The sequence below is a fragment of the Yersinia sp. 2542 StPb PI genome, from assembly GCF_048593855.1.
Lineage (GTDB): Bacteria > Pseudomonadota > Gammaproteobacteria > Enterobacterales > Enterobacteriaceae > Yersinia > Yersinia enterocolitica_E.
This window is the reverse complement of sequence record NZ_JAZGQA010000008.1, coordinates 15,821-42,194: the sequence shown is the minus strand read 5'-3', so window position 1 is coordinate 42,194 and position 26,374 is coordinate 15,821. Positions and strand designations below refer to the sequence as shown.

The window sequence follows — 26,374 nt, the reverse complement described above, 5'->3', positions numbered from 1 at the left end:
AGAATTCTATCATCCAACTTATGTTTTAAAACATAATCAGTCGGGATGTATAAAATGAGTACGTCTGAATTACTCAAACATATTTATGATATTAATTTGTCTTACTTGCTTTTAGCACAACGGTTAATTAACGATGAAAAAGCCTCAGCGATGTTTCGTCTGGGTATTACAGATACTATGGCCGACGCATTAGCGCAGTTAACTTTACCGCAAATGGTTAAATTAGCTGAGACTAACCAATTAGTCTGTCATTTCCGTTTCAGTGACCACAACACTATTCATCATCTGACGAAAGAATCTCGTGTCGATGACTTGCAGCAAATCCACACAGGGATCCTATTGTCGAGTCACTTACTCCACGAGCTATCGTTACAAGACGGTAGTGCGCCTAAAAAAAGAGCATGACTGATGGTTGTGAAAAGTATTGTCCAGGAAGCCAAAGACATTCATTTGGCAATGGAGTTGATCACTTTAGGTGCGCGTTTGCAGATGCTTGAAAGCGAAACGCAACTCAGCAGGGGGCGATTAATTAAGCTCTACAAAGAGCTGAGAGGGAGTCCGCCACCTAAAGGAATGCTGCCGTTTTCGACTGATTGGTTTATGACCTGGGAACAAAACATTCATTCATCGATGTTTTATAACGCTTATAGCTTCCTGCTAAAAAGCGGGCAATGCACCGGTGTTGAGGCCGTTATTAAGGCCTATCGTCTTTATCTGGAACAGTGTCCTGATCAGTCTGGAGTGCCGCCATTACTGGCGTTAACTCGTGCCTGGACCCTGGTTCGATTCGTTGACAGTGGTATGTTGCAACTCTCAGGTTGCAGTTGCTGTGGTGGGACTTTTATCACCCATGCGCATCAACCACGAAATAGCTTTGTTTGCAGTCTCTGCCAGCCACCTTCCCGCGCAGTAAAAAAACGTAAACTTTCTCCGCCATCTGCCGATATTACTTCACAACTGCTGGATGAGCAGGTTAGACGCGCAGTTTGAGTCTCTTTGAGTTGTCAGAGTTTTTTGGTTACAGCTGCGGTATGGATACCGTTCCTGTAGCCAGTTAATGACAATTCATTGCACTCAAAGGGTGCTAACGCCTCACCTTCCACCCACACACTTTGCTAAGGATGTCGCGTGTTAGTTATTTTGGGTTATATCGTGGTCTTAGGTGCGGTCTTCGGTGGCTACATGATTGTTGGTGGCAACCTTGGCGCACTGTATCAGCCAGCCGAATTTTTAATTATCGGCGGTGCAGGTATCGGTGCATTTATCGTGGGTAACAACGGCAAAGCGATAAAAGCGACAATAAAGGTCATGCCAAAATTGATGCGCCGTTCTAAATATAACAAAGTCCTGTATATGGACTTAATGGCGTTACTTTACCGTTTATTAGCTAAATCCCGTCAACAGGGAATGCTGTCACTGGAACGGGATATAGAAAGTCCGCGGGAAAGTGAAATTTTCTCTAATTATCCTCGGATCTTGGCCGATAAGTTATTAGTGGAATTTATTACTGATTATTTACGGTTAATTGTCAGCGGAAATATGAATGCTTTTGAAATCGAAGCACTGATGGATGAAGAGATAGAAACTCACGAACAAGAATGTGAAGTTCCCGCAGGTAGCCTGGCGATGGTGGGGGATTCGTTACCCGCGTTCGGTATTGTTGCTGCGGTTATGGGGGTGGTACATGCCCTGGCTTCCGCCGACCGACCCGCCGCAGAACTTGGGGCACTAATTGCCCATGCGATGGTGGGGACGTTTCTGGGTATTTTGCTGGCATATGGCTTTATTTCACCTTTGGCCACCTTGTTGCGTCAACAGAGTGCAGAAACCACCAAAATGATGCAGTGCATCAAGGTGACACTGCTTTCCAGCCTGAACGGATATGCGCCACAAATTGCCGTGGAGTTTGGTCGTAAAACGCTCTACACCACTGAGCGTCCATCGTTCATTGAGCTGGAAGAGCATGTACGCAGAGTGAAAGCGCCGGCACCGCAAGCGACAGAAGAGGACGCATGAAGCATCAGAACCACCCCGTTATTGTGATTAGAAAGCGAAAAGCTAAGCATGGTGGCGGTCATCATGGCGGGTCATGGAAAATTGCTTACGCTGACTTTATGACAGCGATGATGGCCTTCTTTCTGGTGATGTGGTTGCTATCGGTTTCCAGCCCGCAGCAACTGACGCAAATTGCGGAGTATTTTCGGACACCGTTGAAAATAGCGTTGACCAGCGGTGATAAGAGCAGTGCCAGTACCAGTCCGATTCCTGGGGGCGGTGATGATCCCACCCAGCAAGTGGGCGAGGTACGCAAGCACATCGATTCAGAAGAGAGTCGCAAAGAAGAGTATCGACTGAACAAGTTGCGGGAAAAACTGGATCAATTAATCGAATCCGACCCGAGATTGAGAGCATTACGGCCACATCTGTTGATTAACATGATGGAAGAAGGGCTAAGAATTCAGATTATTGATAGCCAGAATCGGCCCATGTTTAAGATGGGCAGTGCGCAGGTAGAGCCGTATATGCGTGATATTTTACGTGCTATAGCCCCTATCTTGAATGACATACCAAACAAAATCAGTCTGTCTGGGCATACCGATGATCTGCCGTATGCCAATGGCGAACGAGGTTACAGCAACTGGGAGTTGTCGGCTGATCGTGCTAATGCTTCACGGCGTGAATTGCTCGCCGGTGGTTTGGATGAGGGAAAAGTGCTGCGGGTGGTGGGCATGGCCTCGACGATGCGCTTAAAAGAGCAAGCAGCGGACGATCCGGTTAACCGTCGAATCAGTATTTTAGTGCTGAACAAACAGACGCAACATGATATTGAGCATGAGAATTTAGATAACAAAGCGCTGGATATAGAAAAAGCCGCGAGCTTAAAGCAGCTTGAAACCAGTGGGACTGTGCCAACCGCGACGCCTGCTGCTGCGACAGCGCCAACGGGTACGGCAACCTCCACCGGGCAAACCGCGACTGGGGCGGTAACAGTATCGGCGGCGGCAGTACCGGTAACGGCAGCACCTGTGAAAACGATAACGCAGCCTGCAACAGCACCACAAACACAACAATCGAGCACGGGGAGCATCACTCCAGCGACCACTGGGCCAACGACATCGTTGCCAGCGGCACCTGCAAGTAATGCACCGGTCTCTCCGACAAGCCGCGACGCACAGTAGAGGTGACACCGTGAGCATGGATATTACCGCGTTTTATCAGACTTTCTTTGATGAAGCAGATGAACTGTTGGCAGATATGGAACAGCACTTGTTATTGCTGGACCCACTGGCACCAGATAAAGAACAACTCAATGCCATTTTCCGTGCTGCTCATTCGATCAAAGGCGGTGCAGCGACGTTTGGCTTTACGGTATTACAAGAGACAACCCATCTGTTGGAAAACCTGTTGGATGGTGCTCGTCGCGATGAAATGCGGTTGAGCACTGATATCATCAACCTGTTTTTGGAAACGAAAGATATTATGCAGGAACAGTTGGACGCCTATAAAACCTCTCAGGAACCTAATGCGGAAAGCTTTGAGTATATCTGCCACGCATTGCGCCAACTGGCATTAGAGGCTTTAGAACAACAAAGCACAGGAACCAACACATCAGTAGCACAAGGGAATGGCGTTGTGATGACTGACACCAAAGTGGGGGGTAAGTCACCGGCATTGGTTCAGGGGGGAATGCGCATTCGCTTGTCTGGCCTGAAAGAGCAAGAAATCCCACTGATGTTGGAAGAGCTAGGCAATCTGGGTGAAGTGAAAGATCCGCATCAAAGTGCTGATAGCCTGGAAGCCACCCTGATTACGTCTGTCAGTGAAGATGATATCAGCGCCGTGCTCTGTTTTGTGTTGGAACCGGAACAGATCAGTTTTATACCCGCTGAATTGCAACCAGAAGCTACAGCTGAAATGGCTGTAGTGGCGCCGGTTATCGCAGAATTACCGCCAACGGCGGTGGCCCCAGTGGCTGAAACCAACAGTTCCCCTAAAACGGGTGTTATTGCCGCACCGACCAGCCCGGAACATGTAAAACCAAAAGCGAAAGCCAGTGAGTCAACCAGTATTCGCGTCGCGGTTGAGAAAGTTGACCAGTTGATTAATCTGGTGGGCGAGTTGGTGATTACTCAATCAATGTTGGCACAGCGCTCCAGCACGCTGGATCCCGTCATCAACGGTGATTTGCTCAATAGTATGGGGCAGTTGGAACGCAATGCGCGTGACTTGCAAGAGTCGGTGATGTCGATCCGTATGATGCCGATGGAGTATGTGTTCAGCCGCTTCCCTCGTTTGGTGCGCGATTTAGCCAGTAAGCTCAATAAGCAAGTCGAACTGACGCTGCTTGGCAGTTCTACCGAACTGGATAAAAGCCTGATTGAACGCATTATCGATCCCCTGACCCATCTGGTTCGTAACAGTTTGGACCACGGTATTGAAGATGCTGAAACCCGTATTGCTGCCGGTAAACCGCCGGTGGGGAATCTGACGCTGTCCGCAGAGCATCAGGGCGGTAATATCTGTATTGAAGTCTTGGATGATGGCGCAGGGTTAAACCGGCAGAAGATTCTGGCAAAAGCGCAGTCTCAAGGAATGGCCATTAATGAGCATATGAGTGATGAAGATGTTGGGATGCTGATTTTTGCTCCCGGATTCTCCACCGCAGAGCAAGTCACTGATGTTTCTGGCCGCGGTGTCGGTATGGACGTGGTTAAGCGAAATATTCAGGAGATGGGCGGCCATGTGCAAGTCAGTTTCCAGGCCGGTCTTGGCACTTCAATCCGTATTCTATTGCCATTGACGCTAGCTATTCTTGATGGAATGTCAGTAAAAGTCAGTGATGAAGTCTTCATCTTGCCATTGAATGCGGTAATGGAATCACTGCAACCTTTGGCTGAAGATTTACACCCGCTAGCCGGCGGTGAACGGGTATTACAAGTGCGCGGCGAGTATTTACCTTTGGTTGAATTGTACCGGGTATTTGATGTTGAAAACGCCAAAACTGAAGCCACTCAGGGCATCGTTGTGATTCTGCAAAGTGCCGGGCGTCGTTATGCACTCTTGGTAGATCAGTTGATTGGTCAGCATCAGGTGGTGGTGAAAAACCTCGAGAGTAACTATCGCAAGGTGCCAGGTATTTCAGCCGCAACCATATTGGGTGATGGCAGCGTGGCATTAATTGTTGATGTGTCGGCTTTGCAGGCATTAAACCGGGAAAAGCGTGTAACGGCTGATGATGTGGTCGCAGCCTAACAGGTGGACCAATTGAAGCCTGTATGGAACCCGTATGAAAACAGGTATAGGGCACGGAGTGTTCCGGTCCTGAAAACAAACATAAATTCAACCTATTGATTGAAGGGTAAAAACATGGCAGGACTAGCAACCGTCACGAAGCTGGCTGGCGAAACGGTAGGACAAGAGTTCCTGATTTTTACGCTGGGCGATGAAGAGTACGGGATTGATATTCTGAAAGTACAAGAGATCCGTGGCTACGATCAGGTGACCCGTATCGCTAACACCCCGACGTTCATTAAAGGTGTCACTAACTTACGCGGCGTCATTGTTCCTATTATTGATTTACGGGTTAAGTTTGCACAAAAAGGCGTGAGCTATAACGAAAATACCGTAGTGATCGTACTGAATTTTGATCAGCGCGTGGTGGGTATTGTCGTTGATGGTGTGTCTGATGTGCTGTCATTAACCAATGAGCAAATACGTCCTGCTCCAGAATTTGCCGTTACTCTGGCAACTGAGTATCTAACAGGTTTAGGTTCACTCGGGGAAAGAATGCTGATTTTGGTGGATATCGAAAAGCTGTTGAGCAGTGAAGAGATGTCGTTGATTGACTCCGTCATTAAAGGGTAAGTTTCGGTTAATTTGCCTATCGGGTTTCGGTTGATATTCGTTCAGTGATCAGGTGATCTCCTGTCTCATGTCAACCGAACCAATCACCACGTCGGTCTCCATCGAAACCGTGGTCCGTTTTTGTCCGGCCAAAACCTGATGAGGCCGGTTTTCACCTCGATAATAACAAACTGCTAACACTCATCCTCATCTCGTTAAAATAATGTCTCTCTCCGGTAAAGTTCCCCCTCCCAGTGCCGATAACACAGTTAATTAGACGTCCTATGTTTTGGCGTACCTGTGTTTTGACGTACTTATGAAGGGATAACATGTTTAAGCGTATGAAAGTGGTCACCAGCCTCCTGTTGGTGTTAGTGCTATTTGGTGCCTTACAGTTCGTTTCCGGCGGGCTTTTCTTCAATTCCCTGAAAAATGACAAAGAGAACTTTGCGGTTTTACAGGTTATTCGTCAGCAACAGTCGGTGTTGAATGAAAGTTGGGTAAATCTGCTGCAAACCCGTAATACGCTGAACCGCGCAGGCATCCGCTACATGATGGATGTGAATCACACCGGTAGTGGCCCTACGGTGAATGACCTGTTGGCATCAGCCAAAGGGACATTGGGTGTGGCGGCGGAGCGTTTTAAAAGCTACGAACAGATCCCGTTGGATAGCCAGCAAGATGCCGAATCAGCTAAAAAATTAAAACAGACTTATGACCAATACTTTGGTGCGTTGACCGAACTGATCCAATTGATGGAAGCTGGCAAGATCAATGAGTTCTTCGACCAACCCACCTCTAGCTTCCAAAATGCTTTTGAACAGGATTACAACACTTACCTGACACAAAATGATCGCTTGTATGCCTCTGCAGTGGAAGACAGCAACCAGTCATTTAGCTTCGCGATGGGGGTGATTGTTACCGTACTGATTGTGGTATTCGCGGTAATTATTGTTGTTTGGCTTGGCATGCAACACATCTTGATTAATCCGCTTAAACACTTGATAGAACATATTAAACATATCGCTAACGGTGACTTAACGCAGACTATCGAAGTGCATAGCCGCAACGAAATGGGCACATTGGCAGCCAGCCTGAAACACATGCAATCTGAATTGATTACCACCGTCAGTGACGTGCGTTTAGGTGCCGATGCTATCTATAGCGGTGCCTCAGAAATTTCCGCCGGCAACAACGATCTGTCAGCGCGTACAGAACAACAAGCCGCCTCACTGGAAGAAACCGCCGCCAGTATGGAGCAGTTAACCGCCACAGTGAAACAGAATGCTGAGAATGCCCGTCAAGCTAGCCAACTGGCCTTAAGTGCATCGGAAACGGCACAGAAAGGTGGCAAAGTGGTGGCGAATGTGGTGCAAACCATGCATGAGATTGCCGGTAGTTCACAGAAAATTGCAGATATTACCAGTGTCATCGATGGTATCGCTTTCCAGACCAATATCCTGGCGCTGAACGCCGCCGTTGAAGCTGCCCGTGCCGGTGAGCAGGGTCGTGGTTTTGCCGTTGTTGCCGGTGAAGTACGTAACCTGGCACAACGTAGTGCGCAAGCTGCAAAAGAGATTAAAGGCCTTATTGAAGACTCGGTTAGCCGTGTCGATATGGGGTCAGTACTGGTTGAAAGTGCGGGTGAAACCATGGGAGATATCGTTAATGCGGTAACCCGCGTCACCGACATCATGGGTGAAATCGCTTCTGCTTCCGATGAGCAAAGTCGCGGTATCGATCAGGTGGGTCAGGCGGTCACTGAAATGGACCGGGTAACCCAGCAAAACGCCTCTTTGGTGGAAGAGTCAGCCTCTGCCGCCGCCGCACTGGAAGAACAAGCCAGTATGTTAACCCAATCCATGTCTGTATTCATTCTGCGTATGGATAACGGTAGTACTACAAGAGATGTTAGAAAAATAAAGCAACCGACACAGGATTTGAGCATCACAGCTAAAAAAACACTGGGAAGTGGCCTGCAAGACAATTGGGAAACTTTCTAGTCCCCTACAACCCTTCATACTTGAAATTGCAGGGGTGTTAACTGCGCTCACGAACCCGAATCACTTGACTGCGTAAGCTCATCGGGATTCGTTTGCTGGCTGCCTACCTGCAACTCCAATTATTTTGGGTGGACAAAAATAGATAAAGCCGACCAATGAGCCGGCTGAGAAGAGGTTACGATGTTTGGCCGAATTCGGATTTCTACCAGCTTTTTCCTGTTACTGATATTAATTTGCTCGATACAGTTAATTTCAAGTGGTCTGTCATTTACTGCTTTTCGCTCAGACTACCAAAATTTGAACCGGGTGGATCTCAGTAGCCAGCAACGGGATGCATTAAGCCTCAGTTGGGTATCCTTGCTTCAGGCGCGTAATACCTTAAACCGGGCGGGGACGCGCTCGGCTCTCAAAGTACCTCAGGAGCAAGTCAACGCATTAATGGGCAGTGCGCGCAGCTCATTACAAAAAGCGGACCTCTACTTCAATCAATTTATTGCGGTGCCACGCCTTGATGAGAGTGATAACGGTGGCGAATTGTTGGATGCCACTAAAAACAGTTATCAGAACTTACGGACGTCGTTACGACAACTAATCGATTTTCTGGAAGCCGGTAATTTACAAGGCTTTATGGACCAACCCACCCAGAAAACACAAGATTTGTTTGAAGCCGATTTTTTACAGTATTTGCAGTATGCCAATGAAGTGATTGCTGAGGCCGGTACCCAAAACCAGCAGGCGTACCATCTCTCCATGTGGATATTTGGTGCGGCGATTGTAATGGTAATAGCCATGGCGATTTCGTCGCTTGTTTGGCTGCGCACTATGTTTGTCAGGCCGCTGAAAATTATGCGCGCGCATTTTGACCGCATCGCACGGGGGGATTTATCGGCGCAGATTCATGTCTCCGGGCGTAATGAAATCAGTGAGATGTTTGCCAGTTTACGCATCATGCAGCAGTCGCTTATCACCACCGTTAGTCATGTCCGAGATGGCACTGAAGCAATGCTAACGGGGATTCAGGAAATTTCTGCTGGTAACAATGATTTGTCGGCAAGAACCGAACAGCAAGCGGCGTCACTGGAACAAACTGCGGCCAGCATGGAGCAACTGACCGCGACGGTCAAACAGAATGCGGATAATGCTCGTCAGGCAACATTGCTGGCGAAAGACGCATCAGCAACCGCTGCCAAAGGGGGTGAGTTGACGGGCAGTGTGGTGACAACCATGCATGATATCGCCACCAGTTCACAGAAGATTGGTGCCATTACCAGTGTTATTGACGGTATTGCCTTCCAGACCAATATTCTGGCGTTAAATGCTGCTGTTGAGGCTGCTCGCGCCGGTGAGCAGGGGCGCGGTTTTGCTGTCGTCGCCGGTGAAGTTCGTAATCTGGCCCAGCGCAGTGCACAAGCAGCAAAAGAGATTAAAGGGTTGATCGATGAATCGGTCAGCCGTGTTCGCCAGGGCTCCACTCTGGTTGAAAATGCGGGTACTACCATGGAAGAGATTGTTCGCTCAGTGACTCGGGTTACCGACATTATGGGTGAAATCGCTTCCGCCTCGGATGAGCAAAGCCGAGGTATAGAGCAGGTTTCACTGGCAGTAACACAGATGGATCAGGTCACTCAGCAAAACGCCGCATTAGTGGAAGAGGCTGCGGCTGCGGCTAACGCACTCGAAGAGCAGGCAAGTATGCTCTCCGATGCAGTGTCTGTTTTTCGTTTGGAGCAGGATAGCGACAGCGGGGAGGGGCAGGCAGCAGACGGCAGTGGTAAACAACCGGCTGTTAAGGAAATTCCAGATTGTCAAACGGCGTAACGAAGACTTTGTTGTGGGGTGAGGCCGGATGAAACCATCATCGATGAAACAGCCATCACCCCAAGAGTCTGGGTCGATCCTGACTCAGATGATTCAACGGCTCCCGTTGCCGGATGTTCACTTCCGGCGCATCTGCCAACTTATTTATCAACGAGCCGGGATAGTACTGGCCGATCACAAACGGGAAATGGTCTATAACCGCCTGGTCAGGCGGCTGAGATTGCTGGGGATTAACGATTTTGGTCAATACCTTGCTTTGCTGGAGACCGACCCGAACAGTGCAGAGTGGCAGGCATTTGTTAATGCCTTGACCACTAATTTGACGGCATTTTTCCGTGAGGCACACCATTTTCCGATTCTGGCTGAACATGCCCGCCAGCGGCCGGGAAGCTATTCGGTGTGGAGTACGGCGGCATCGACCGGTGAAGAGCCGTACTCTATCGCGATGACACTGTGTGATGTGTTGGGAAATAGAGTGGGTTCGTGTCAGGTGTTAGCCAGCGATATCGATACGCAAGTACTGGAAAAAGCGACCAGTGGTGTATACCGGCAAGATGAATTGCGTTCATTGTCGGCACAACAGATGCAACGCTATTTCTTGCGTGGCACCGGCCCACATCAAGGCATGGTGCGAGTGCGCCCGGAATTGGCCAATATGATCCATTTCCAGCAACTCAATCTGCTGGCACCAGAGTGGGCGTTACCCGGGCAGTTTGATGCTATTTTTTGTCGTAATGTGATGATTTATTTTGATAAAGAAACGCAGGAGCGCATTCTGCGTCGCTTTGTCCCTTTGCTAAAACCAGGTGGTCTGATGTTTGCAGGCCACTCGGAGAATTTCAGTCAAATTAGTCGGGAATTCTATTTGCGCGGGCAGACCGTTTATGGGCTGACCAAGGAGAGGTGATGAGTAAAATCAGAGTATTGTGCGTTGATGATTCTGCATTGATGCGCCAACTAATGACCGAGATTATTAATAGTCACCCGGACATGGAAATGGTTGCAACGGCTCCCGATCCGTTGGTTGCCCGTGATTTGATCAAAAAATTCAATCCGCAGGTTTTGACGCTCGATGTCGAAATGCCGCGGATGGATGGTTTGGATTTTCTTGAAAAGCTGATGCGGTTGCGGCCGATGCCGGTGGTGATGGTCTCATCATTAACCGGTAAGAACTCCGAGATAACCATGCGTGCGTTGGAGTTGGGAGCGATTGATTTTGTTACCAAACCTCAGCTTGGGATCAGAGAGGGAATGCTGGCTTACAGTGAGTTGATTGCGGAGAAAATCCGTACGGCTGCTAAAGCTCGCCTGCCGCAGCGCGGCCCAGAGAACGCGCCGGTTATGCTGACGCATACACCACTGCTCAGTAGTGAAAAGTTAATTGCAATTGGTGCCTCTACCGGGGGGACAGAAGCTATCCGTATGGTATTACAGCCGTTGCCACCGACCAGCCCGGCACTGTTAATTACTCAGCATATGCCGCCGGGTTTTACCCGTTCATTTGCTGAGCGACTCAATAAGCTGTGTCAAATCACTGTGAAAGAAGCAGAAGACGGTGAACGGGTCTTACCGGGGCATGCCTATATTGCGCCCGGCGATCGGCATATGGAACTGGCGCGTAGTGGGGCGAACTATCAGGTTCGCATTCATGACGGGCCGGCGGTTAACCGCCATCGTCCCTCGGTTGATGTTCTATTTCGCTCAGTGGCGCAGTATGCCGGGCGTAACGCCGTGGGGGTTATCCTGACGGGGATGGGCAATGATGGTGCGGCCGGGTTATTGGAGATGTATCGCGCCGGTGCTTATACCATCGCGCAAAACGAGGCCAGTTGTGTGGTTTTCGGCATGCCGCGTGAAGCGATTGGTATGGGGGGCGTTAATGAAGTTCTGGATTTGAACCAGATAAGCCAGCGTATGTTGGCGCAGATTAGCAGTGGTCAAGCCCTGCGAATCTAGTAGACATTTTCCGGTGGAAATCGGGCGTTGATAGTTAATCGCTCAGCGGTGAGCAACAAACCTTAGGAGTTGGTATGGCGGATAAGAATCTCAGATTTTTGGTGGTAGACGATTTTTCGACCATGCGTCGTATTGTCAGAAACCTGCTGAAAGAGCTGGGTTTTAACAATGTGGAAGAGGCCGAAGATGGCGTCGACGCATTGAATAAATTACGTGCGGGTGGTTTTGATTTTGTGGTTTCTGATTGGAATATGCCGAATATGGATGGCCTGGACCTGTTGAAAACTATCCGTGCCGATGGTGCTCTTAGTACTTTGCCGGTTCTGATGGTAACCGCCGAAGCGAAAAAAGAGAATATCATCGCAGCAGCGCAAGCAGGTGCCAGTGGTTATGTAGTGAAACCTTTCACTGCCGCTACCTTGGAAGAGAAGCTCAATAAGATTTTTGAAAAGTTGGGTATGTAAGGAGGCGAGATGAGTAACCATCAAATGCCCGCAACAGATGCGGCATCGGCCAGTGATATAATAAGCCGCATTGGCCAATTGACGCGGATGTTACGCGATAGCCTGCGCGAATTAGGTCTTGATCAGGCGATTGCACAGGCTGCGGAAGCCATTCCAGATGCGCGTGATCGACTGGATTATGTCGTTCATATGACGGCTCAGGCCGCAGAAAGAGCACTGAACTGTGTTGAGGCAGCACAGCCGCGCCAAAATGAGCTGGAGTCATCGGCGAAGGCGCTTAAAGTTCGTTGGGACGAATGGTTTGCTAATCCTGTCGAGCTGTCAGATGCCCGCTCTCTGGTCGCTGATACCCGTGAATATCTGGAAGTCGTGCCGCAACATACCTCATTTACCAATGCACAATTGTTGGAAATCATGATGGCGCAAGATTTCCAGGACCTTACCGGTCAGGTTATCAAACGCATGATGGATGTGGTGCAAGAGATTGAGAAGCAGCTATTAATGGTACTGATGGAAAATATCCCAGATATGCCATCTAAACCGCAAAAACCTGCTGACAGTCTACTCAATGGGCCACAACTGGATAAGAATGGTGCTGGTGTTATTGCCAACCAGGATCAAGTTGATGATCTGCTGGACAGTTTAGGCTTCTAAGCCGACTGATGACCATAATCGGCAGGTGAGGGGATATCTCATCTGCCATTATTTCTCTCTGTATTGATCTGCGCGATAACTTCATTTAAGGCTGCTTGTTGTTTAGCCAACCAGCCCCCTAACAGACGACTGAGCCTGACATGATGTCCTCATCCGAGAAATAACCCCCTAATTGCTGCTTTGTTCCATCCATAACCTTGCTGAATATTTGTCATGCTAGACAGCAATTTTTTATTTCCTAATTATCTGATATGGGAACGCTTACGCTGAACAGGAAAACCTGCTGTGGCTGAAGATAGCGACGCGGAAAAGAGCGAGGAACCCACAGCCCACAAGCTGGAGAAGGCTCGCGAAAAAGGCCAAATACCGCGTTCGCGCGAACTGACCTCGATGCTGATGCTCGGGGCCGGTTTGGCGATCCTGTGGGTATCTGGGGAATCGATGGCTCGCCAACTGGCGGCGATGATTGCCCAAGGGCTGCATTTTGACCATGGCATTATCAGCGATGATAAGCAGATGTTGCGCCAAATAGGGATGCTGCTGAGTCAAACGATGATGGCATTACTGCCAATCTTTGCCGGATTGGTGATCGTGGCGCTAGCAGTACCGATGCTGTTAGGTGGGGTGCTGTTCAGCGGAGAATCCATCAAGTTCGATTTTCAGCGGATGAGTCTGATTGCGGGCTTAAAGCGTATGTTTTCTTCTCAGGCTCTGGCCGAATTGCTGAAAGCCATCCTCAAGGCCACGCTGGTCGGTTGGGTCACGGGAATATTCCTCTGGCACAACTGGCCAGATATGATGCGGTTGATGGCAGCCCCGCCAGTGGCGGCTTTAAGTGATGCTGTCCACTTGATTATTTTCTGCGGACTGGTGGTGGTATTAGGCCTGACCCCGATGGTTGGATTCGACGTGTTCTTCCAAATAACCAGCCACATTAAAAAATTACGTATGACCAAACAAGAGATACGTGATGAATTCAAGGATCAAGAAGGTGACCCACATGTGAAAGGGCGCATTCGTCAGCAGCAACGGGCTATGGCTCGCCGCCGAATGATGGCTGATGTCCCTAAAGCTGATGTAATAGTGACCAACCCAACCCACTATGCTGTTGCCTTGCAATACAACGAAGCAAAAATGAGTGCACCCAAGGTGCTGGCGAAAGGTGCTGGCGCAGTGGCACTGCGTATCCGCGAGTTAGGTGCAGAGCATCGTATTCCGTTATTAGAAGCGCCACCGCTGGCCAGGGCACTGTTTCGGCACAGCGAGGTAGGCCAACATATTCCAGCCACCCTTTATGCCGCGGTGGCAGAAGTTCTTGCCTGGGTATACCAGTTGAAGCGTTGGAAACGGGAAGGCGGGCTAATCCCGAAAAAACCTGAACATCTGCCAGTGCCGGAAGCACTGGATTTTGCAACAGAGAGTGAGACTGACTAATGGCTAACTTGGCCGCCCTGCTACGTTTACCGGGCAATTTTAAAGATACGCAGTGGCAAATCCTTGCCGGGCCAATTCTTATCCTGATGATCTTGTCGATGATGGTGCTGCCGCTGCCGCCCTTCATCCTTGATTTGCTGTTTACCTTTAATATCGCGCTGTCCATTATGGTGCTGTTGGTTGCCATGTTTACCCAACGCACGCTGGATTTTGCCGCCTTCCCAACCATTCTGCTGTTCTCAACGCTGTTGCGTTTATCGCTAAACGTCGCCTCCACCCGTATCATTCTGATGGATGGGCATACCGGTGCGGCGGCTGCGGGCCGAGTGGTGGAAGCGTTTGGTCACTTTCTGGTTGGTGGCAACTTTGCCATCGGCATCGTGGTCTTTATTATTTTGGTCATAATCAACTTTATGGTTATCACCAAAGGGGCGGGGCGTATTGCAGAAGTGGGGGCGCGCTTTGTTCTGGATGGTATGCCCGGTAAGCAGATGGCGATCGATGCCGACTTAAATGCTGGCTTGATTGGTGAAGACGAAGCCAAAAAACGCCGTTCCGATGTTACGCAAGAAGCTGACTTCTACGGCTCAATGGACGGGGCCAGTAAGTTTGTTCGTGGCGATGCGGTTGCCGGGTTACTGATCATGGTGATTAACGTGGTCGGTGGCTTACTGGTAGGGGTGCTTCAGCACGACATGGCGGTGGGCCATGCAGCAGAAACCTATACCTTGTTGACGATTGGTGACGGCCTGGTAGCACAAATCCCGGCATTGGTTATCTCGACGGCGGCGGGTGTTATCGTGACCCGCGTCAGTACCGACCAGGATGTTGGCCAGCAAATGGTCACCCAGCTATTTAATAACCCACGCGTGATGGTGCTGAGTGCCAGTGTCCTCGGGTTACTGGGGATGGTGCCTGGCATGCCTAACTTTGTCTTCCTGCTATTCACCAGCGCACTGTTGGCATTAGCCTGGCGTTTACGTGGCAAACAAATGCAGCAACCCATGGTGGCAGAATCACCGGTGGTGCAAGACCAGCAACAAGCTACTGAAGCGACCTGGTCAGATGTTCAACTGGAAGATCCGCTGGGTATGGAGGTGGGGTATCGCCTGATTCCGATGGTGGATTTCCAGCAAAATGGTGAGCTGTTGGGGCGGATTCGCAGTATTCGTAAAAAGTTTGCTCAAGAGATGGGATACCTGCCACCGGTGGTGCATATCAGAGATAATCTGGAACTGCCACCAGCAAACTATCGGATATTAATGAAAGGGGTCGAGATTGGCAGTGGCGAAGCTCATCCCGGCCGTTGGTTAGCCATTAACCCCGGCAATGCGGTCGGTTCGTTACCCGGTGAGGCCACCCATGATCCCGCCTTCGGATTGGCGGCGGTTTGGATTGAAAGTGCATTACGTGAGCAGGCGCAGATTCAAGGTTTTACCGTGGTTGAGGCCAGTACCGTTGTGGCGACCCATCTAAACCATCTGATTAGCCAATTTGCCAGCGAACTGTTTGGCCGCCAGGAAACCCAGCAATTGCTGGACAGAGTTGCGCAAGAGATGCCGAAGCTGACGGAAGACTTCATTCCCGGCGTCGTCACCTTAACCACGCTGCATAAAGTACTGCAAAATCTGCTAATGGAGCGGGTATCCATTCGCGATATGCGCACCATTATCGAGACACTGGCTGAACATGCGCCAAACCAGACCGACCCTTACGAATTAACGGCGGTAGTTCGAGTGGCGTTAGGGCGCTCCATTGCGCAACAATGGTTCCCGGGAACCGGCGAAATTCAGGTCATCGGGCTGGATGCGGCATTAGAGCGTTTGTTACTACAGGCGCTGCAAGGTGGGGGTGGTCTGGAGCCAGGTCTGGCTGACCGTTTGTTGGATCAATCTAAACAAGCGCTGCAACGTCAGGAGATGTTGGGTGCACCGCCGGTGTTACTGGTTAACCATGCACTACGGGCACTTTTAGCCCGTTTCTTGCGCCGCAGTTTGCCGCAGATGGTGGTGCTGTCTAATCTGGAAATTGGCGATAATCGCCAGATCCGGATGACATCAACGATAGGAGCTGCTTGATGCTAACTCGTCTCTCCCTAATGTTGGCTACACTACTTCCGGTATGTGTATTGCCGTTGAAGGCTGTCGCTTCAGGCACTTGGGTGGCGGACGATATTGGGGTTACGCAGGGTTTGCGCGGGGTAGCTACCTCGTCGGCGGTACTGCAACCACCGGTAGCGCTGGCGCAGGAAAATGCGCGCATCGTGTCGGTTGGTTGGCGCTACCAATTAATGTCGACAGCGCCAGAGGGTTTACAGGTTAAATTATGCACCCCGACCCGTTGTATGCCACTTGAGGGTGGCAGCGGACAGAGCCGGGGACTGGCGGGAGAGGCGGCAGCAACTCAACTGAGGTTTGTTTACTTTATTGCCGGTAAAGGCCGGGTTAACCCGCCGTTGCAAGTGATCAGCAATCAGGTGTTGGTCAATTATCGCTAAAACCAGACGAAGGGGTAATAGCAAGTCGTACAGAAATAGACCGGATGTTCGAGCTGATTGTTGGTCTCAACGGCCTGCACTGCCTGACTCATTGACAGTGCTGCCGCACCGCAAAAAAAACACCCCAGTAGCAGACTTACATACCTTTTTTTCATATTTCCTCCTTGACACTAAGCACATTTGCTCAGTTTCAGCAGACTAAAACATCGGAGAAAAACAGGAAAACTCATTTTTTAAGTAGGTAGAAAGCATTGAGGGCACGAGCCAATCAACGCGGAGGAACGCTACGTATATAAGCCTCGGCTGAGCGGCGGTTTATATCCGTAGGGATGAGGTTTTAAATACCGATCTTGCGGCCCAGTAGACTGGCACCTTTAGAATGACCATCTGGCCCGTATAGTGACTGGCCGTGGCGGGTATTCAATACTGCCAGCGCCTGAGTATTATGCTCAATATGCTGTTGTAGCAATAATCCATTGTGCAAATTACTGTACTGAAGGTTCTCAGCCAGCTGCAAGATACGTTGCCAACGAATTGCCAACTCTTGAATCTCGCTATAAGGCGCCTGTATATTGGCCGCAATTTCGGTGGTGAGCCGGGTTTGATCCAGATAAGCCAAGGTGGCCAGTATTGAACTTTTTTGTTCCGTCACACCTTGCAGCACGACACCTTGAATCCGACCGGAGCAGAGTAATTGCTGCTCTTGTGCTACCACAGTCGTCAGTGACTCGAGAAGTTCCAGTTGCTGGTCCAAATTGGTCTGTAGTCTTTCCACCACCACGTATCCTTTTACGGTTAACGACTGTTTTGCGGTTAACGATTATTCTAGGGTTAATGACTTTTGTTATGTTTAGCTATTTCTCAGAAAATCCGCGACATTCTTTAACAGAGCATCGGCAATTTTACCGGTGTCCATCGTCAGTTGACCTGAGCGGATAGCCTGTTTTAAGGTTTCTACACGTTCTACGTTGATGTCCTGGCTGCCCGGTTGCATCAGTTTTGCCTGCGCATCACTTAATTTAACCTCAGTACCACTCACCTGTGCTTTTGTCTGGGCAGAAGGCTTACGCATCTGCTGCGCAATGTCACTGGTTTCCCGTGGCTGCACTTGCGATACCGGTAATAACGGTTGAGTGCGATCAATACTCATGTTGTGTTGCTCCCTCTATAGCGGGATTGACGTTTATCGACCCGCGAGACTTTTATCTTTTAACAAAAAGAAAGGCGGGATTGTCACAGTGCTACCCGCAAATAACTGCATACCAGAGTTATCGGCAAAGGTTAAAAAAACTTTAATCACTATAACATAATCCGAATTGTGCCATCTTCGGCTACGGTGCCACTGACGATTTGGCCGGATGCCATGCGCACCCGAACGTTATCCTGTATGGCGGCGTTGTTCATCGCTTTACCATTACTGTTAACATTAAATCCTTCTCCCTGTGCCAAAACTTGCACCTCTTGCCCTGCTTTAATGACCCACAATCGACGCAGCATATTGCGCGTCAGCGGCTGGCCGGCACTGATTTGCCGCAAGCTGACGGCACCTTGAGCAAAATGCGAATCCAGCAAGGCGCCGGGGGGGAGGGTATCCAACCGGCCTTGTTTCATCTGTATATCAGACACGGCAATTTTCTCACCCGCTGCCAGTTGGCGGCCAGCCACAGCATATTGCCCACTGACCTGCACTTGTGTCTGAATAAAACGGCGAACCCCCTCACAGCGTACGGACAAACTGATATTGCCCCACGGGCGCGCATTGGCAGGCAGCGTGATTTCTGGCACTTCGCATTGCGGCCATTGGTTCTGTGGCGTTTTGATAACCACCTTAACCTGACTCTCTTTATCCGGGTATTGCTGTTGGAAGAATTGATTTACCTGCGTTAATAAATCTGCCGCCATCGCTGAATGAGTGACGGTCTGACTCAGCAACAGCACCCCCCAAGCCAACTTTATGACGCCATTTTTATTCATTGTCATCAATCTCCTTTCTGCCTGTGTAACCAGGTAATACCAGGGCACACCCCTTTTGCACACTAGTGTACCTGTAGCGCGATGAGGTTAAGGGGACAAATAGCGACGCATTTTGCTCTTATTCTGGCGATAGGCTTTCCTATACGGCGTTTATGCTGTCGACTCCAAATTCTAACCTTGCGGGGGGACTATGCTCGACAAACTGGACGGTGCTCTGCGTTTTCAACAAGAGGCGCTTAACTTGCGTGCTCAACGACAGGAGATCCTGTCGTCCAATATTGCAAATGCGGATACACCCGGCTTTCAGGCACGTGATATTGATTTCTCCAGCCAACTGAAAAAAGTGATGGAGCAAGGCCGTGCCACAGGTACAGGGGTGTCGCTCAGTTTAACGTCAGCCCGTCATATCCCGGCAAGCACCGTTGCGCCACCTGACCTTGACCTTTTATTCCGGGTTCCAGACCAGCCGGCGATGGACGGTAACACGGTTGATATGGATCGTGAACGTACTAATTTTGCCGATAACAGCCTGAAATATCAGACCGATTTGACCGTTCTTGGCGGCCAGATCAAAGGGATGATGTCAGTGTTACAACAAGGATAAGACGTATGTCTTTACTGAATATTTTTGATATTGCCGGTTCGGCATTATCAGCCCAATCGCAACGGTTGAACGTCAGCGCCAGTAACATGGCCAACGCCGATAGCGTTACCGGCCCGGATGGTCAGCCTTATCGTGCCAAGCAAGTGGTGTTTCAGGTAGCGGCTCAACCAGGGCAGGAAACCGGCGGGGTACGTGTATCACAAATCGTTGACGATCCCGCACCGGATCGTTTGGTGTATCAGCCGGGTAATCCGCTGGCTGATGCCAAGGGTTATGTCCGCATGCCCAACGTTGATGTAACAGGGGAAATGATTAACACCATTTCGGCCTCGCGTAGCTATCAAGCCAACGTTGAAGTGCTTAATACCACTAAATCTCTGATGCTCAAGACGCTTACACTGGGTCAATAACAGGAGCTTGTCTATATGGCCATTACCAATTCTCTGACTGAGAGCGATTACGGTATTACCAACACCACCGGGACCAATTCCACCACCGGTAGCGGTAGCACCAGTCAGGATTTGCAGAACAGTTTCCTAACGTTGCTGGTTGCCCAGTTAAAGAATCAGGACCCGACTAACCCAATGCAAAACAACGAGTTGACAACGCAATTGGCGCAAATCAACACCGTAAGTGGCATTGAAAAGTTGAATACTACACTGGGCTCCATCTCCGGGCAGATTGATAGCAGCCAGTCGCTGCAAGCCAGTAGCCTGATTGGCCACGGCGTGATGATCCCCGGCACCACGGTGTTGGCAGGCAGCAAAGATGGCACCGTCACTACCACGCCATTTGGTGTTGAGTTAGAACGTTCAGCAGACAAAGTGACGGCAACCATCAGCGACAGCAATGGTCTGGCAGTACGCACCATTGAAATCGGTGGCCTGTCAGCAGGTGTCCACTCCTTTACCTGGGATGGTTCACTGGACGCGGGCGGTAATGCGCCAGATGGTGCTTACACCGTGACGATCGCCGCCAGCAGTGGTAGCGAGTCACTGGTTGCTACTCCGCTGAGCTACGCGGTTGTTAATGGTGTGACCCGTGGCAGTGACGGTTCCAAGCTGGATCTGGGCCTGGCGGGGACTATCACCATGGATAAAGTCCGTCAGATTTTGTAGGTCAGAGATCAGTCTTAAGCAGTAACCAAACAAATACCATGGTGAGTTAACTAATTGAAAAAACTCATCTTAATTTTTTAAATAGCGTTTGATATGTCATCAATGCTCAAGGTCTATAACGGACCCCGAATCTAACGGAGAAGAAAATGGGCTTTTCTCAAGCAGTCAGCGGTTTGAACGCAGCATCCAGCAATCTGGATGTGATCGGTAACAATATCGCCAACTCGGCGACATCAGGTTTTAAAGCCGGCTCAGTTTCTTTTGCCGATATGTTCGCAGGTTCCCAGACCGGTATGGGGGTTAAAGTTGCCGGGATTACTCAAGACTTTAACGACGGTACGCCAACCACCACCAACCGCCGTTTGGATTTAGCCATCAGCCAGAGTGGTTTCTTCCGCATGCAAGATAGCAGCGGCGGTGTGTACTTTGCCCGTAACGGCCAGTTCAAACTTGATGAAAACCGCAACATCGTTAACATGCAAGGGCTGAGTTTGACCGGTTATCCGGCAACAGGGACTCCTCCTACCATACAGCAAGGGGCAAACCCGGTACCCCTGTCGATTCCTCAGGATATGATTGCCGCGAAAGCCACCACCTCGGGCAATATGGTCGCTAACCTGACCTCAACCCATGATGTTATTAGCGCAACCTTTGATCCGCAAAAGCCAGATACTTATAGCTTTGTGAATAACATGACCACCTACGATAGCCTGGGTAACCGCCACGTTATCAATGTGTATTATGTGAAAACCGCTGAAGATGCCATCAATGGTAATAGCTGGAATGTCTATACCAAAGACAGCAGCGGGACATTGGCCGATGCGACTAAACCTTTTGACCCTGCTGACCCTGCCGCTGCCTCTCTGCGCGGAACGATGGTATTTGATACCAATGGCGCACTGAAAAGCGTGAAAAATGGCGCGGGTGCTGCCAGTACCACTGACTTCAATCTGACTGTCCCTATGGCGGTGGTGAATGGTGCCCCGGCGCAAACCTTCGCGCTGAATGTTGGGGGTAGCAAACAGCAAAATACCGGTACTGACGGTATTGTGACTCAGAACCAAACCGGCTATGCCGCAGGTGAGTTCACCGGCTTCCAGATCAACAACGATGGCTCGGTTGTCGGCACTTATTCAAACCAGCAGACCCAACTGCTTGGCCAAATTGTGCTGGTTAACTTCTCTAACCCTGAAGGTTTGTCTCCTGAAGGCGATAACGTTTGGAAAGAAACCAAGTCTTCCGGTAACCCGATCCTCGGTACTGCCGGTGGTGGCGGTTTCGGCACTTTGACCAGTGGCGCGTTGGAGTCTTCTAACGTGGATTTGAGTAAAGAACTGGTGAATATGATTGTGGCGCAACGTAACTATCAGTCCAATGCGCAGACCATCAAAACTCAGGATCAGATCTTACAAACTCTGGTTAACCTGCGTTAATCGAACTGACGGGATAAGCTCATGGATCACGCAATATATACCGCGATGGGGGCTGCCAGGCAGTCGCTGGAGCAGCAAGCGGTTACGGCTAACAATCTGGCTAACGCCTCGACGCCGGGTTTCCGCGCGCAGTTGTCAGCGATGCGTGCCGTACCTATCGACGGGCCGAGCATGGCAACCCGTACCATGGTGACGGCATCGACCCCCGGTGTGGATATCAGTCAGGGGACGATGAATTATAGCGGCCGCCCATTGGATGTTGCCTTACAGCAAGATGGTTATCTGGCGGTGCAACTGCCTGATGGCACCGAGGCTTATACTCGCAACGGGAATATTCAGGTTGCGGCTAACGGTCAAATGACCGTGCAGGGCTACCCGCTGATGGGCGATAACGGCCCGATTGAAGTGCCACCGCAGGCCGCAGTGACTATTGCGGCTGATGGCACCATTTCGGCGCTGAACGCCGGTGACTCACCGAATACGATTGCTCAGCTCGGCCAAATCAAACGGGTTAGGGCCAATGCGGGTGAAGTGATGCACGGTGATGACGGTTTGTTCCATCTGACTCCCGCGACGCAACAGGCGCGTGGTGCTCAGTTGGCCAATGACCCGCTGATTAAAATTATGCCGGGTGTACTGGAGGGCAGCAACGTGAAAGCGGTTGAAGCCATGGCAGACATGATTGCCAATGCCCGCAGTTTCGAAATGCAGATGAAAGTCATTCACAGTGTGGATGAAAATGAACAGCGCGCTAATCAGCTGTTAGCAATGGGCTAAGCGCGCAGGCGCAGAGGAATAAACAGATGATCCGATCATTATGGATTGCCAAAACCGGTTTGGATGCACAGCAGACCAATATGGATGTCATCGCCAACAACCTGGCGAACGTCAGCACCAATGGCTTTAAGCGCCAGCGGGCGGTATTTGAAGATTTGCTCTACCAGACCATGCGCCAGCCGGGTGCGCAATCCTCCGAGCAGACAACCTTGCCATCGGGTTTACAGATTGGTACCGGTGTTCGCCCGGTAGCGACAGAGCGTTTACACAGTCAAGGCAACCTGTCCAAGACCGACAATACCAAAGATATCGCCATTAAAGGTGAAGGGTTCTTTCAGGTGCAAATGCCTGATGGTACCAACGCTTATACTCGCGATGGGTCTTTTCAGGTGGACCAAAACGGCCAGTTAGTAACATCCGGCGGTTTTCAGGTACAACCGGCGATTACCATTCCGGCCAATGCCCTGAGCATGACGGTGGGGCGCGACGGGATAGTCAGTGTCACCTTGCAGGGGCAAACTGCCACGCAGCAAGTCGGGCAACTGACATTGACCACATTTATCAATAACAGTGGCTTGGAAAGTATTGGCGAAAACCTGTATCAGGAGACCGCCAGTTCCGGTGCACCAAACGAAACCACGCCAGGTCTGAATGGTGGGGGCTTGCTGTATCAGGGCTATGTTGAGACCTCTAACGTCAATGTGGCGGAAGAGTTGGTCAATATGATCCAGACGCAACGAGCCTATGAAATCAACAGTAAAGCGGTTTCAACTTCAGACCAGATGTTGCAAAAACTGACCCAATTGTAAATCCGCTTTCAGGGGGTAATTTAGCCCCCTGACTGCAACAGAATAATGAGTAGATGAGGCCGACCGCGTGGCCTCTTACCGGTTACAGGACTGATAATCAGAGATGGACAGAAAGCCGCTGCGCAAATCAGGTGGATTGAAATGGGTCTGTATGCCGTTGACGGCGATGCTGCTCAATGGCTGCGCGTATATTCCGCATAAACCACTGGTGGAGGGTACCACCTCGGCACAACCGGCACCGGCCAGTGCGCCGTTGCCGAATGGCTCTATTTTCCAGGCTGCTCAGCCGATGAACTATGGTTATCAGCCTTTGTTCGAAGACCGTCGCCCACGTAATGTCGGTGACACGCTGACCATTACCTTGCAGGAAAATGTCAGTGCCAGCAAAAGCTCCTCTGCCAACGCCAGCCGTAATGGTTCAAGCAAATTTGGTGTCGCCACCGCGCCGCGTTATCTGGAAGGATTATTGGGCAATGCGCGGGCTGATATGGATATCTCGGGTGACAATACCTTTGGCGGTAAGGGCGGGGCGAATGCCAACAACACCTTCAGCGGCACGATCACCGTTACCGTCGATCGCGTGCTCGCTAACGGCAACTTGCATGTGGTCGGTGAGAAACAGATTGCAATCAACCAGGGGACTGAATTTATCCGCTTCTCTGGGGTAGTAAACCCACGCACCATCAGCGGCAGCAACACCGTGACCTCAACGCAGGTTGCAGATGCGCGCATCGAGTATGTGGGTAATGGTTATATCAATGAAGCGCAGACCATGGGCTGGTTGCAGCGGTTCTTCCTTAATATCTCACCGTACTAAGAGGCCGTCGATGCGTAAACAGTCACTTGTCACTCTATTTGTTATACAGCTTATTGCGCTGCTCACACTGGTGTCATTACCTGCCACCGCAGAGCGTATCCGCGATTTGGTGACCGTTCAGGGAGTACGTGATAACGCGTTAATCGGTTATGGCCTGGTGGTCGGCCTGGATGGTTCCGGTGACCAGACCATGCAAACGCCGTTTACCACGCAAAGCCTGAGTAACATGCTGTCGCAGTTGGGGATTACCGTACCGCCAGGTACCAATATGCAGCTCAAAAACGTAGCAGCAGTGATGGTCACGGCCAAGTTACCGGCATTCTCCCGTGCCGGGCAAACCATTGATATTGTGGTTTCTTCAATGGGTAATGCCAAAAGTATTCGCGGCGGCACCCTGCTGATGACCCCATTGAAAGGGGTGGATAATCAGGTTTATGCCCTGGCACAAGGTAACGTGCTGGTCGGCGGTGCGGGTGCGGCATCGGGTGGCAGTAGTGTACAGGTCAACCAACTGACCGGTGGGCGAATCAGCAATGGTGCCACTATCGAACGTGAGCTGCCGACGACCTTTGGTACCGATGGTGTGATTAATCTTCAATTGAATACCGAGGATTTCACCATGGCACAACAGGTGAGTGATGCCATTAACCGCCAGCGCGGTTTTGGTTCTGCCACAGCGATTGATGCTCGCACCATTCAGGTTTTGGTCCCGCGCGGCAGCAGCTCGCAAGTGCGTTTCCTGGCAGATATTCAAAATATCCCAGTGAATGTCGATGCGGGTGATGCCAAGGTGATTATCAACTCTCGTACCGGCTCGGTGGTGATGAACCGCAATGTAATGCTGGATTCTTGTGCTGTGGCGCAAGGGAATCTATCGGTGGTGATTGATAAGCAAAATACCGTCAGCCAGCCTGATACCCCATTTGGTGGTGGGCAGACCGTAGTTACCCCGAATACTCAGATTTCCGTTCAGCAACAAGGTGGGGTATTGCAACGCGTCAATGCCAGCCCGAATCTGAATAATGTGGTCCGCGCCCTGAACTCGCTGGGGGCAACCCCGATCGATTTGATGTCTATCTTGCAGGCAATGCAAAGTGCTGGCTGCTTGCGGGCTAAATTGGAAATTATCTGATGAGTGATTTGATGGCGATGTCTGGGGCGGCGTATGACGCCCAATCACTGAATACCTTAAAACGTGATGCGGCAAGAGATCCACAAGGTAACTTGAGGCAGGTTGCTCAGCAGGTAGAGGGGATGTTTGTGCAGATGATGCTGAAAAGTATGCGTTCTGCCTTGCCGCAAGATGGCGTGATGAACAGTGATCAGACCCGGCTTTATACCTCGATGTATGACCAACAAGTCGCGCAGCAAATGTCGGTCAAGGGGTTGGGCCTGGCCGATATGATGGTGGAGCAGCTTTCAGGCTCTACCTCGCCAAGTGAAACGGCAGGAACGGTGCCGATGCTGCTGGATAATGAAGTGCTGCAAACATTGCCAGCACAGGCATTGGCACAAATGGTACGTCGTGCCATGCCGACACCGCCAGCCAACAACTCAGCGTCATTGCCACAAGGCACCGGTAATTTCGTGGCGCGGATGTCTATTCCGGCACAAATTGCCAGTCAGCAAAGTGGCATTCCTCATCAGCTGATTGTGGCTCAGGCGGCACTGGAGTCGGGCTGGGGTCAGCGCGAAATTCCGACGGCCGACGGCAAAACCAGTTACAACGTATTTGGCATCAAAGCGGGTAGCAACTGGGATGGTCCAGTCAGTGAAATTACGACTACCGAATATGAGCAAGGTGTGGCGAAGAAAACCAAAGCTCGCTTCCGGGTATATGGCTCCTATGTCGAGGCCGTCAGTGATTATGTCAAATTACTGACACAAAACCCGCGCTACGCCAATGTTGCCGCAGCACAAAGCCCTGAGCAGGGGGCACATGCGCTGCAACAAGCCGGTTATGCCACCGACCCGCAATATGCGCAAAAATTAGTCAGCGTGATCCAGCAAATGAAAAATAGCGGTGAACAAGCAGTAAAGGCATACAGCAGCGACCTAAGTCAGTTGTTCTAAATAGGCTATTTTATTTGTCATTTTGGGATTGGACAGTGCTCGGGGGCGTCACGTAGCCATAACTTACAAAGTCATGGTGTACGCTCCGTTGCCTGTGCG

At 50.5% G+C, this 26,374-nt stretch carries 28 protein-coding genes; 24 read left to right on the top strand and 4 right to left on the bottom strand.

What is annotated here, in order from left to right; translation table 11 throughout:
- The first annotated feature begins 54 nt into the window (after positions 1-54).
- The 15 genes from flhD (at position 55) to V1952_RS02410 (ending at position 16,670) form a co-directional block, all read left to right on the top strand.
- On the top strand, positions 55-405 hold the full coding sequence (flhD, locus tag V1952_RS02480) for a flagellar transcriptional regulator FlhD (protein ID WP_193784677.1): 351 nt from the start codon (positions 55-57) through the stop codon (positions 403-405).
- 3 nt (positions 406-408) lie between these two features.
- Complete coding sequence (gene flhC, locus V1952_RS02475; protein ID WP_083159175.1) at positions 409-990, top strand: flagellar transcriptional regulator FlhC; 582 nt, start codon at positions 409-411, stop codon at positions 988-990.
- 138 nt (positions 991-1,128) lie between these two features.
- Positions 1,129-2,016: a flagellar motor stator protein MotA gene (gene motA, locus V1952_RS02470; RefSeq protein WP_083159174.1), complete on the top strand. Its 888-nt coding sequence runs from the start codon at positions 1,129-1,131 to the stop codon at positions 2,014-2,016.
- Positions 2,013-3,179: a flagellar motor protein MotB gene (gene motB / locus V1952_RS02465; RefSeq protein WP_372558659.1), complete on the top strand. Its 1,167-nt coding sequence runs from the start codon at positions 2,013-2,015 to the stop codon at positions 3,177-3,179. Before motA ends, motB begins: the two co-directional genes overlap by 4 nt.
- A gap of 16 nt (positions 3,180-3,195) precedes the next feature.
- Positions 3,196-5,253: a chemotaxis protein CheA gene (gene cheA, locus V1952_RS02460; protein ID WP_372559878.1), complete on the top strand. Its 2,058-nt coding sequence runs from the start codon at positions 3,196-3,198 to the stop codon at positions 5,251-5,253.
- A 114-nt stretch (positions 5,254-5,367) separates the two neighbouring features.
- Positions 5,368-5,865: a chemotaxis protein CheW gene (gene cheW / locus V1952_RS02455; protein ID WP_083159171.1), complete on the top strand. Its 498-nt coding sequence runs from the start codon at positions 5,368-5,370 to the stop codon at positions 5,863-5,865.
- A 308-nt stretch (positions 5,866-6,173) separates the two neighbouring features.
- Positions 6,174-7,847, top strand: a complete 1,674-nt coding sequence (locus V1952_RS02450; RefSeq protein WP_372558660.1) for a methyl-accepting chemotaxis protein — start codon at positions 6,174-6,176, stop codon at positions 7,845-7,847.
- 180 nt (positions 7,848-8,027) lie between these two features.
- Positions 8,028-9,665, top strand: coding sequence for a methyl-accepting chemotaxis protein (locus V1952_RS02445; protein ID WP_372558661.1), 1,638 nt, complete (start codon positions 8,028-8,030; stop codon positions 9,663-9,665).
- Between the two features lie 28 nt (positions 9,666-9,693).
- The gene (cheR, locus tag V1952_RS02440; RefSeq protein ID WP_420074269.1) at positions 9,694-10,572 is read left to right on the top strand and encodes a protein-glutamate O-methyltransferase CheR; all 879 of its coding nucleotides are present in this window, start codon (positions 9,694-9,696) and stop codon (positions 10,570-10,572) included.
- Entirely contained in the window at positions 10,572-11,621 is a 1,050-nt protein-coding gene (locus tag V1952_RS02435) for a protein-glutamate methylesterase/protein-glutamine glutaminase (RefSeq protein ID WP_083159168.1), read from the top strand. The genes cheR and V1952_RS02435 overlap by 1 nt, the downstream gene beginning before the upstream one ends.
- Before the next feature lie 74 nt (positions 11,622-11,695).
- Positions 11,696-12,085, top strand: coding sequence for a chemotaxis response regulator CheY (gene cheY, locus V1952_RS02430; RefSeq protein WP_372558663.1), 390 nt, complete (start codon positions 11,696-11,698; stop codon positions 12,083-12,085).
- Between the two features lie 9 nt (positions 12,086-12,094).
- Positions 12,095-12,739 (top strand): protein phosphatase CheZ, encoded by a 645-nt coding sequence (gene cheZ, locus V1952_RS02425; protein WP_372558664.1) that lies wholly within the window; start codon positions 12,095-12,097, stop codon positions 12,737-12,739.
- A 285-nt stretch (positions 12,740-13,024) separates the two neighbouring features.
- Entirely contained in the window at positions 13,025-14,173 is a 1,149-nt protein-coding gene (gene flhB / locus V1952_RS02420) for a flagellar biosynthesis protein FlhB (protein WP_372558666.1), read from the top strand.
- Entirely contained in the window at positions 14,173-16,251 is a 2,079-nt protein-coding gene (gene flhA / locus V1952_RS02415) for a flagellar biosynthesis protein FlhA (RefSeq protein ID WP_372558667.1), read from the top strand. Before flhB ends, flhA begins: the two co-directional genes overlap by 1 nt.
- Complete coding sequence (locus V1952_RS02410) at positions 16,251-16,670, top strand: flagellar protein FlhE (protein WP_420070831.1); 420 nt, start codon at positions 16,251-16,253, stop codon at positions 16,668-16,670. The genes flhA and V1952_RS02410 overlap by 1 nt, the downstream gene beginning before the upstream one ends.
- On the opposite strand, the gene V1952_RS02405 is transcribed toward V1952_RS02410, so the two are convergent.
- The 4 genes from V1952_RS02405 to flgA all read right to left on the bottom strand — a co-directional run bounded on the left by V1952_RS02405 (position 16,667) and on the right by flgA (position 18,650).
- On the bottom strand, positions 16,667-16,825 hold the full coding sequence (locus V1952_RS02405; RefSeq protein ID WP_420070830.1) for a hypothetical protein: 159 nt from the start codon (positions 16,823-16,825) through the stop codon (positions 16,667-16,669). The genes V1952_RS02410 and V1952_RS02405 overlap by 4 nt on opposite strands.
- Before the next feature lie 182 nt (positions 16,826-17,007).
- A complete protein-coding gene (locus V1952_RS02400; RefSeq protein ID WP_083159163.1) occupies positions 17,008-17,448 on the bottom strand; it encodes a flagella synthesis protein FlgN in 441 nt (146 codons plus the stop codon).
- A 72-nt stretch (positions 17,449-17,520) separates the two neighbouring features.
- Positions 17,521-17,820: a flagellar biosynthesis anti-sigma factor FlgM gene (flgM, locus tag V1952_RS02395; protein WP_372558669.1), complete on the bottom strand. Its 300-nt coding sequence runs from the start codon at positions 17,818-17,820 to the stop codon at positions 17,521-17,523.
- 149 nt (positions 17,821-17,969) lie between these two features.
- Positions 17,970-18,650: a flagellar basal body P-ring formation chaperone FlgA gene (gene flgA, locus V1952_RS02390; protein WP_420074268.1), complete on the bottom strand. Its 681-nt coding sequence runs from the start codon at positions 18,648-18,650 to the stop codon at positions 17,970-17,972.
- Between the two features lie 184 nt (positions 18,651-18,834).
- Here flgA and flgB point away from each other — a divergent pair, with 184 nt between their 5' ends.
- From flgB to flgJ, 9 genes are all read left to right on the top strand, one after another.
- A complete protein-coding gene (gene flgB / locus V1952_RS02385) occupies positions 18,835-19,248 on the top strand; it encodes a flagellar basal body rod protein FlgB (protein WP_083159160.1) in 414 nt (137 codons plus the stop codon).
- Between the two features lie 5 nt (positions 19,249-19,253).
- The gene (gene flgC / locus V1952_RS02380) at positions 19,254-19,658 is read left to right on the top strand and encodes a flagellar basal body rod protein FlgC (protein WP_005189321.1); all 405 of its coding nucleotides are present in this window, start codon (positions 19,254-19,256) and stop codon (positions 19,656-19,658) included.
- 15 nt (positions 19,659-19,673) lie between these two features.
- Complete coding sequence (flgD, locus tag V1952_RS02375) at positions 19,674-20,366, top strand: flagellar hook assembly protein FlgD (protein WP_420074267.1); 693 nt, start codon at positions 19,674-19,676, stop codon at positions 20,364-20,366.
- A gap of 146 nt (positions 20,367-20,512) precedes the next feature.
- On the top strand, positions 20,513-21,799 hold the full coding sequence (flgE, locus tag V1952_RS02370) for a flagellar hook protein FlgE (RefSeq protein ID WP_420074266.1): 1,287 nt from the start codon (positions 20,513-20,515) through the stop codon (positions 21,797-21,799).
- A 21-nt stretch (positions 21,800-21,820) separates the two neighbouring features.
- Positions 21,821-22,576 carry a flagellar basal body rod protein FlgF gene (locus V1952_RS02365; RefSeq protein ID WP_420074265.1) on the top strand — a complete coding sequence of 252 codons (756 nt, stop codon included), beginning with the start codon at positions 21,821-21,823 and terminating at the stop codon, positions 22,574-22,576.
- Positions 22,577-22,602: 26 nt separating this feature from the next.
- Positions 22,603-23,385, top strand: a complete 783-nt coding sequence (gene flgG, locus V1952_RS02360; RefSeq protein ID WP_005189344.1) for a flagellar basal-body rod protein FlgG — start codon at positions 22,603-22,605, stop codon at positions 23,383-23,385.
- Between the two features lie 103 nt (positions 23,386-23,488).
- Positions 23,489-24,202 carry a flagellar basal body L-ring protein FlgH gene (gene flgH, locus V1952_RS02355; RefSeq protein ID WP_372558671.1) on the top strand — a complete coding sequence of 238 codons (714 nt, stop codon included), beginning with the start codon at positions 23,489-23,491 and terminating at the stop codon, positions 24,200-24,202.
- A 10-nt stretch (positions 24,203-24,212) separates the two neighbouring features.
- Positions 24,213-25,334 carry a flagellar basal body P-ring protein FlgI gene (locus V1952_RS02350; protein ID WP_372558672.1) on the top strand — a complete coding sequence of 374 codons (1,122 nt, stop codon included), beginning with the start codon at positions 24,213-24,215 and terminating at the stop codon, positions 25,332-25,334.
- The gene (flgJ, locus tag V1952_RS02345; protein WP_102970432.1) at positions 25,334-26,275 is read left to right on the top strand and encodes a flagellar assembly peptidoglycan hydrolase FlgJ; all 942 of its coding nucleotides are present in this window, start codon (positions 25,334-25,336) and stop codon (positions 26,273-26,275) included. The genes V1952_RS02350 and flgJ overlap by 1 nt, the downstream gene beginning before the upstream one ends.
- Positions 26,276-26,374: the final 99 nt, after the last annotated feature.

Coding starts and splice junctions, on each gene's coding strand:
- cheZ (WP_372558664.1), top strand. CDS start 12,095: ATGAGTAACCATCAAATGCCCGCAACAGATGCGGCATCGGCCAGTGAT.
- V1952_RS02450 (WP_372558660.1), top strand. CDS start 6,174: ATGTTTAAGCGTATGAAAGTGGTCACCAGCCTCCTGTTGGTGTTAGTG.
- flgH (WP_372558671.1), top strand. CDS start 23,489: ATGGACAGAAAGCCGCTGCGCAAATCAGGTGGATTGAAATGGGTCTGT.
- flgJ (WP_102970432.1), top strand. CDS start 25,334: ATGAGTGATTTGATGGCGATGTCTGGGGCGGCGTATGACGCCCAATCA.
- V1952_RS02365 (WP_420074265.1), top strand. CDS start 21,821: ATGGATCACGCAATATATACCGCGATGGGGGCTGCCAGGCAGTCGCTG.
- cheY (WP_372558663.1), top strand. CDS start 11,696: ATGGCGGATAAGAATCTCAGATTTTTGGTGGTAGACGATTTTTCGACC.
- flgB (WP_083159160.1), top strand. CDS start 18,835: ATGCTCGACAAACTGGACGGTGCTCTGCGTTTTCAACAAGAGGCGCTT.
- flgD (WP_420074267.1), top strand. CDS start 19,674: ATGGCCATTACCAATTCTCTGACTGAGAGCGATTACGGTATTACCAAC.
- flgG (WP_005189344.1), top strand. CDS start 22,603: ATGATCCGATCATTATGGATTGCCAAAACCGGTTTGGATGCACAGCAG.
- flhA (WP_372558667.1), top strand. CDS start 14,173: ATGGCTAACTTGGCCGCCCTGCTACGTTTACCGGGCAATTTTAAAGAT.
- flgE (WP_420074266.1), top strand. CDS start 20,513: ATGGGCTTTTCTCAAGCAGTCAGCGGTTTGAACGCAGCATCCAGCAAT.
- cheW (WP_083159171.1), top strand. CDS start 5,368: ATGGCAGGACTAGCAACCGTCACGAAGCTGGCTGGCGAAACGGTAGGA.
- flhC (WP_083159175.1), top strand. CDS start 409: ATGGTTGTGAAAAGTATTGTCCAGGAAGCCAAAGACATTCATTTGGCA.
- V1952_RS02405 (WP_420070830.1), bottom strand. CDS start 16,825: ATGAAAAAAAGGTATGTAAGTCTGCTACTGGGGTGTTTTTTTTGCGGT.
- V1952_RS02410 (WP_420070831.1), top strand. CDS start 16,251: ATGCTAACTCGTCTCTCCCTAATGTTGGCTACACTACTTCCGGTATGT.
- flgM (WP_372558669.1), bottom strand. CDS start 17,820: ATGAGTATTGATCGCACTCAACCGTTATTACCGGTATCGCAAGTGCAG.
- motB (WP_372558659.1), top strand. CDS start 2,013: ATGAAGCATCAGAACCACCCCGTTATTGTGATTAGAAAGCGAAAAGCT.
- flhD (WP_193784677.1), top strand. CDS start 55: ATGAGTACGTCTGAATTACTCAAACATATTTATGATATTAATTTGTCT.
- cheR (WP_420074269.1), top strand. CDS start 9,694: ATGAAACCATCATCGATGAAACAGCCATCACCCCAAGAGTCTGGGTCG.
- flgC (WP_005189321.1), top strand. CDS start 19,254: ATGTCTTTACTGAATATTTTTGATATTGCCGGTTCGGCATTATCAGCC.
- V1952_RS02445 (WP_372558661.1), top strand. CDS start 8,028: ATGTTTGGCCGAATTCGGATTTCTACCAGCTTTTTCCTGTTACTGATA.
- cheA (WP_372559878.1), top strand. CDS start 3,196: ATGGATATTACCGCGTTTTATCAGACTTTCTTTGATGAAGCAGATGAA.
- V1952_RS02435 (WP_083159168.1), top strand. CDS start 10,572: ATGAGTAAAATCAGAGTATTGTGCGTTGATGATTCTGCATTGATGCGC.
- flgA (WP_420074268.1), bottom strand. CDS start 18,650: ATGACAATGAATAAAAATGGCGTCATAAAGTTGGCTTGGGGGGTGCTG.
- V1952_RS02350 (WP_372558672.1), top strand. CDS start 24,213: ATGCGTAAACAGTCACTTGTCACTCTATTTGTTATACAGCTTATTGCG.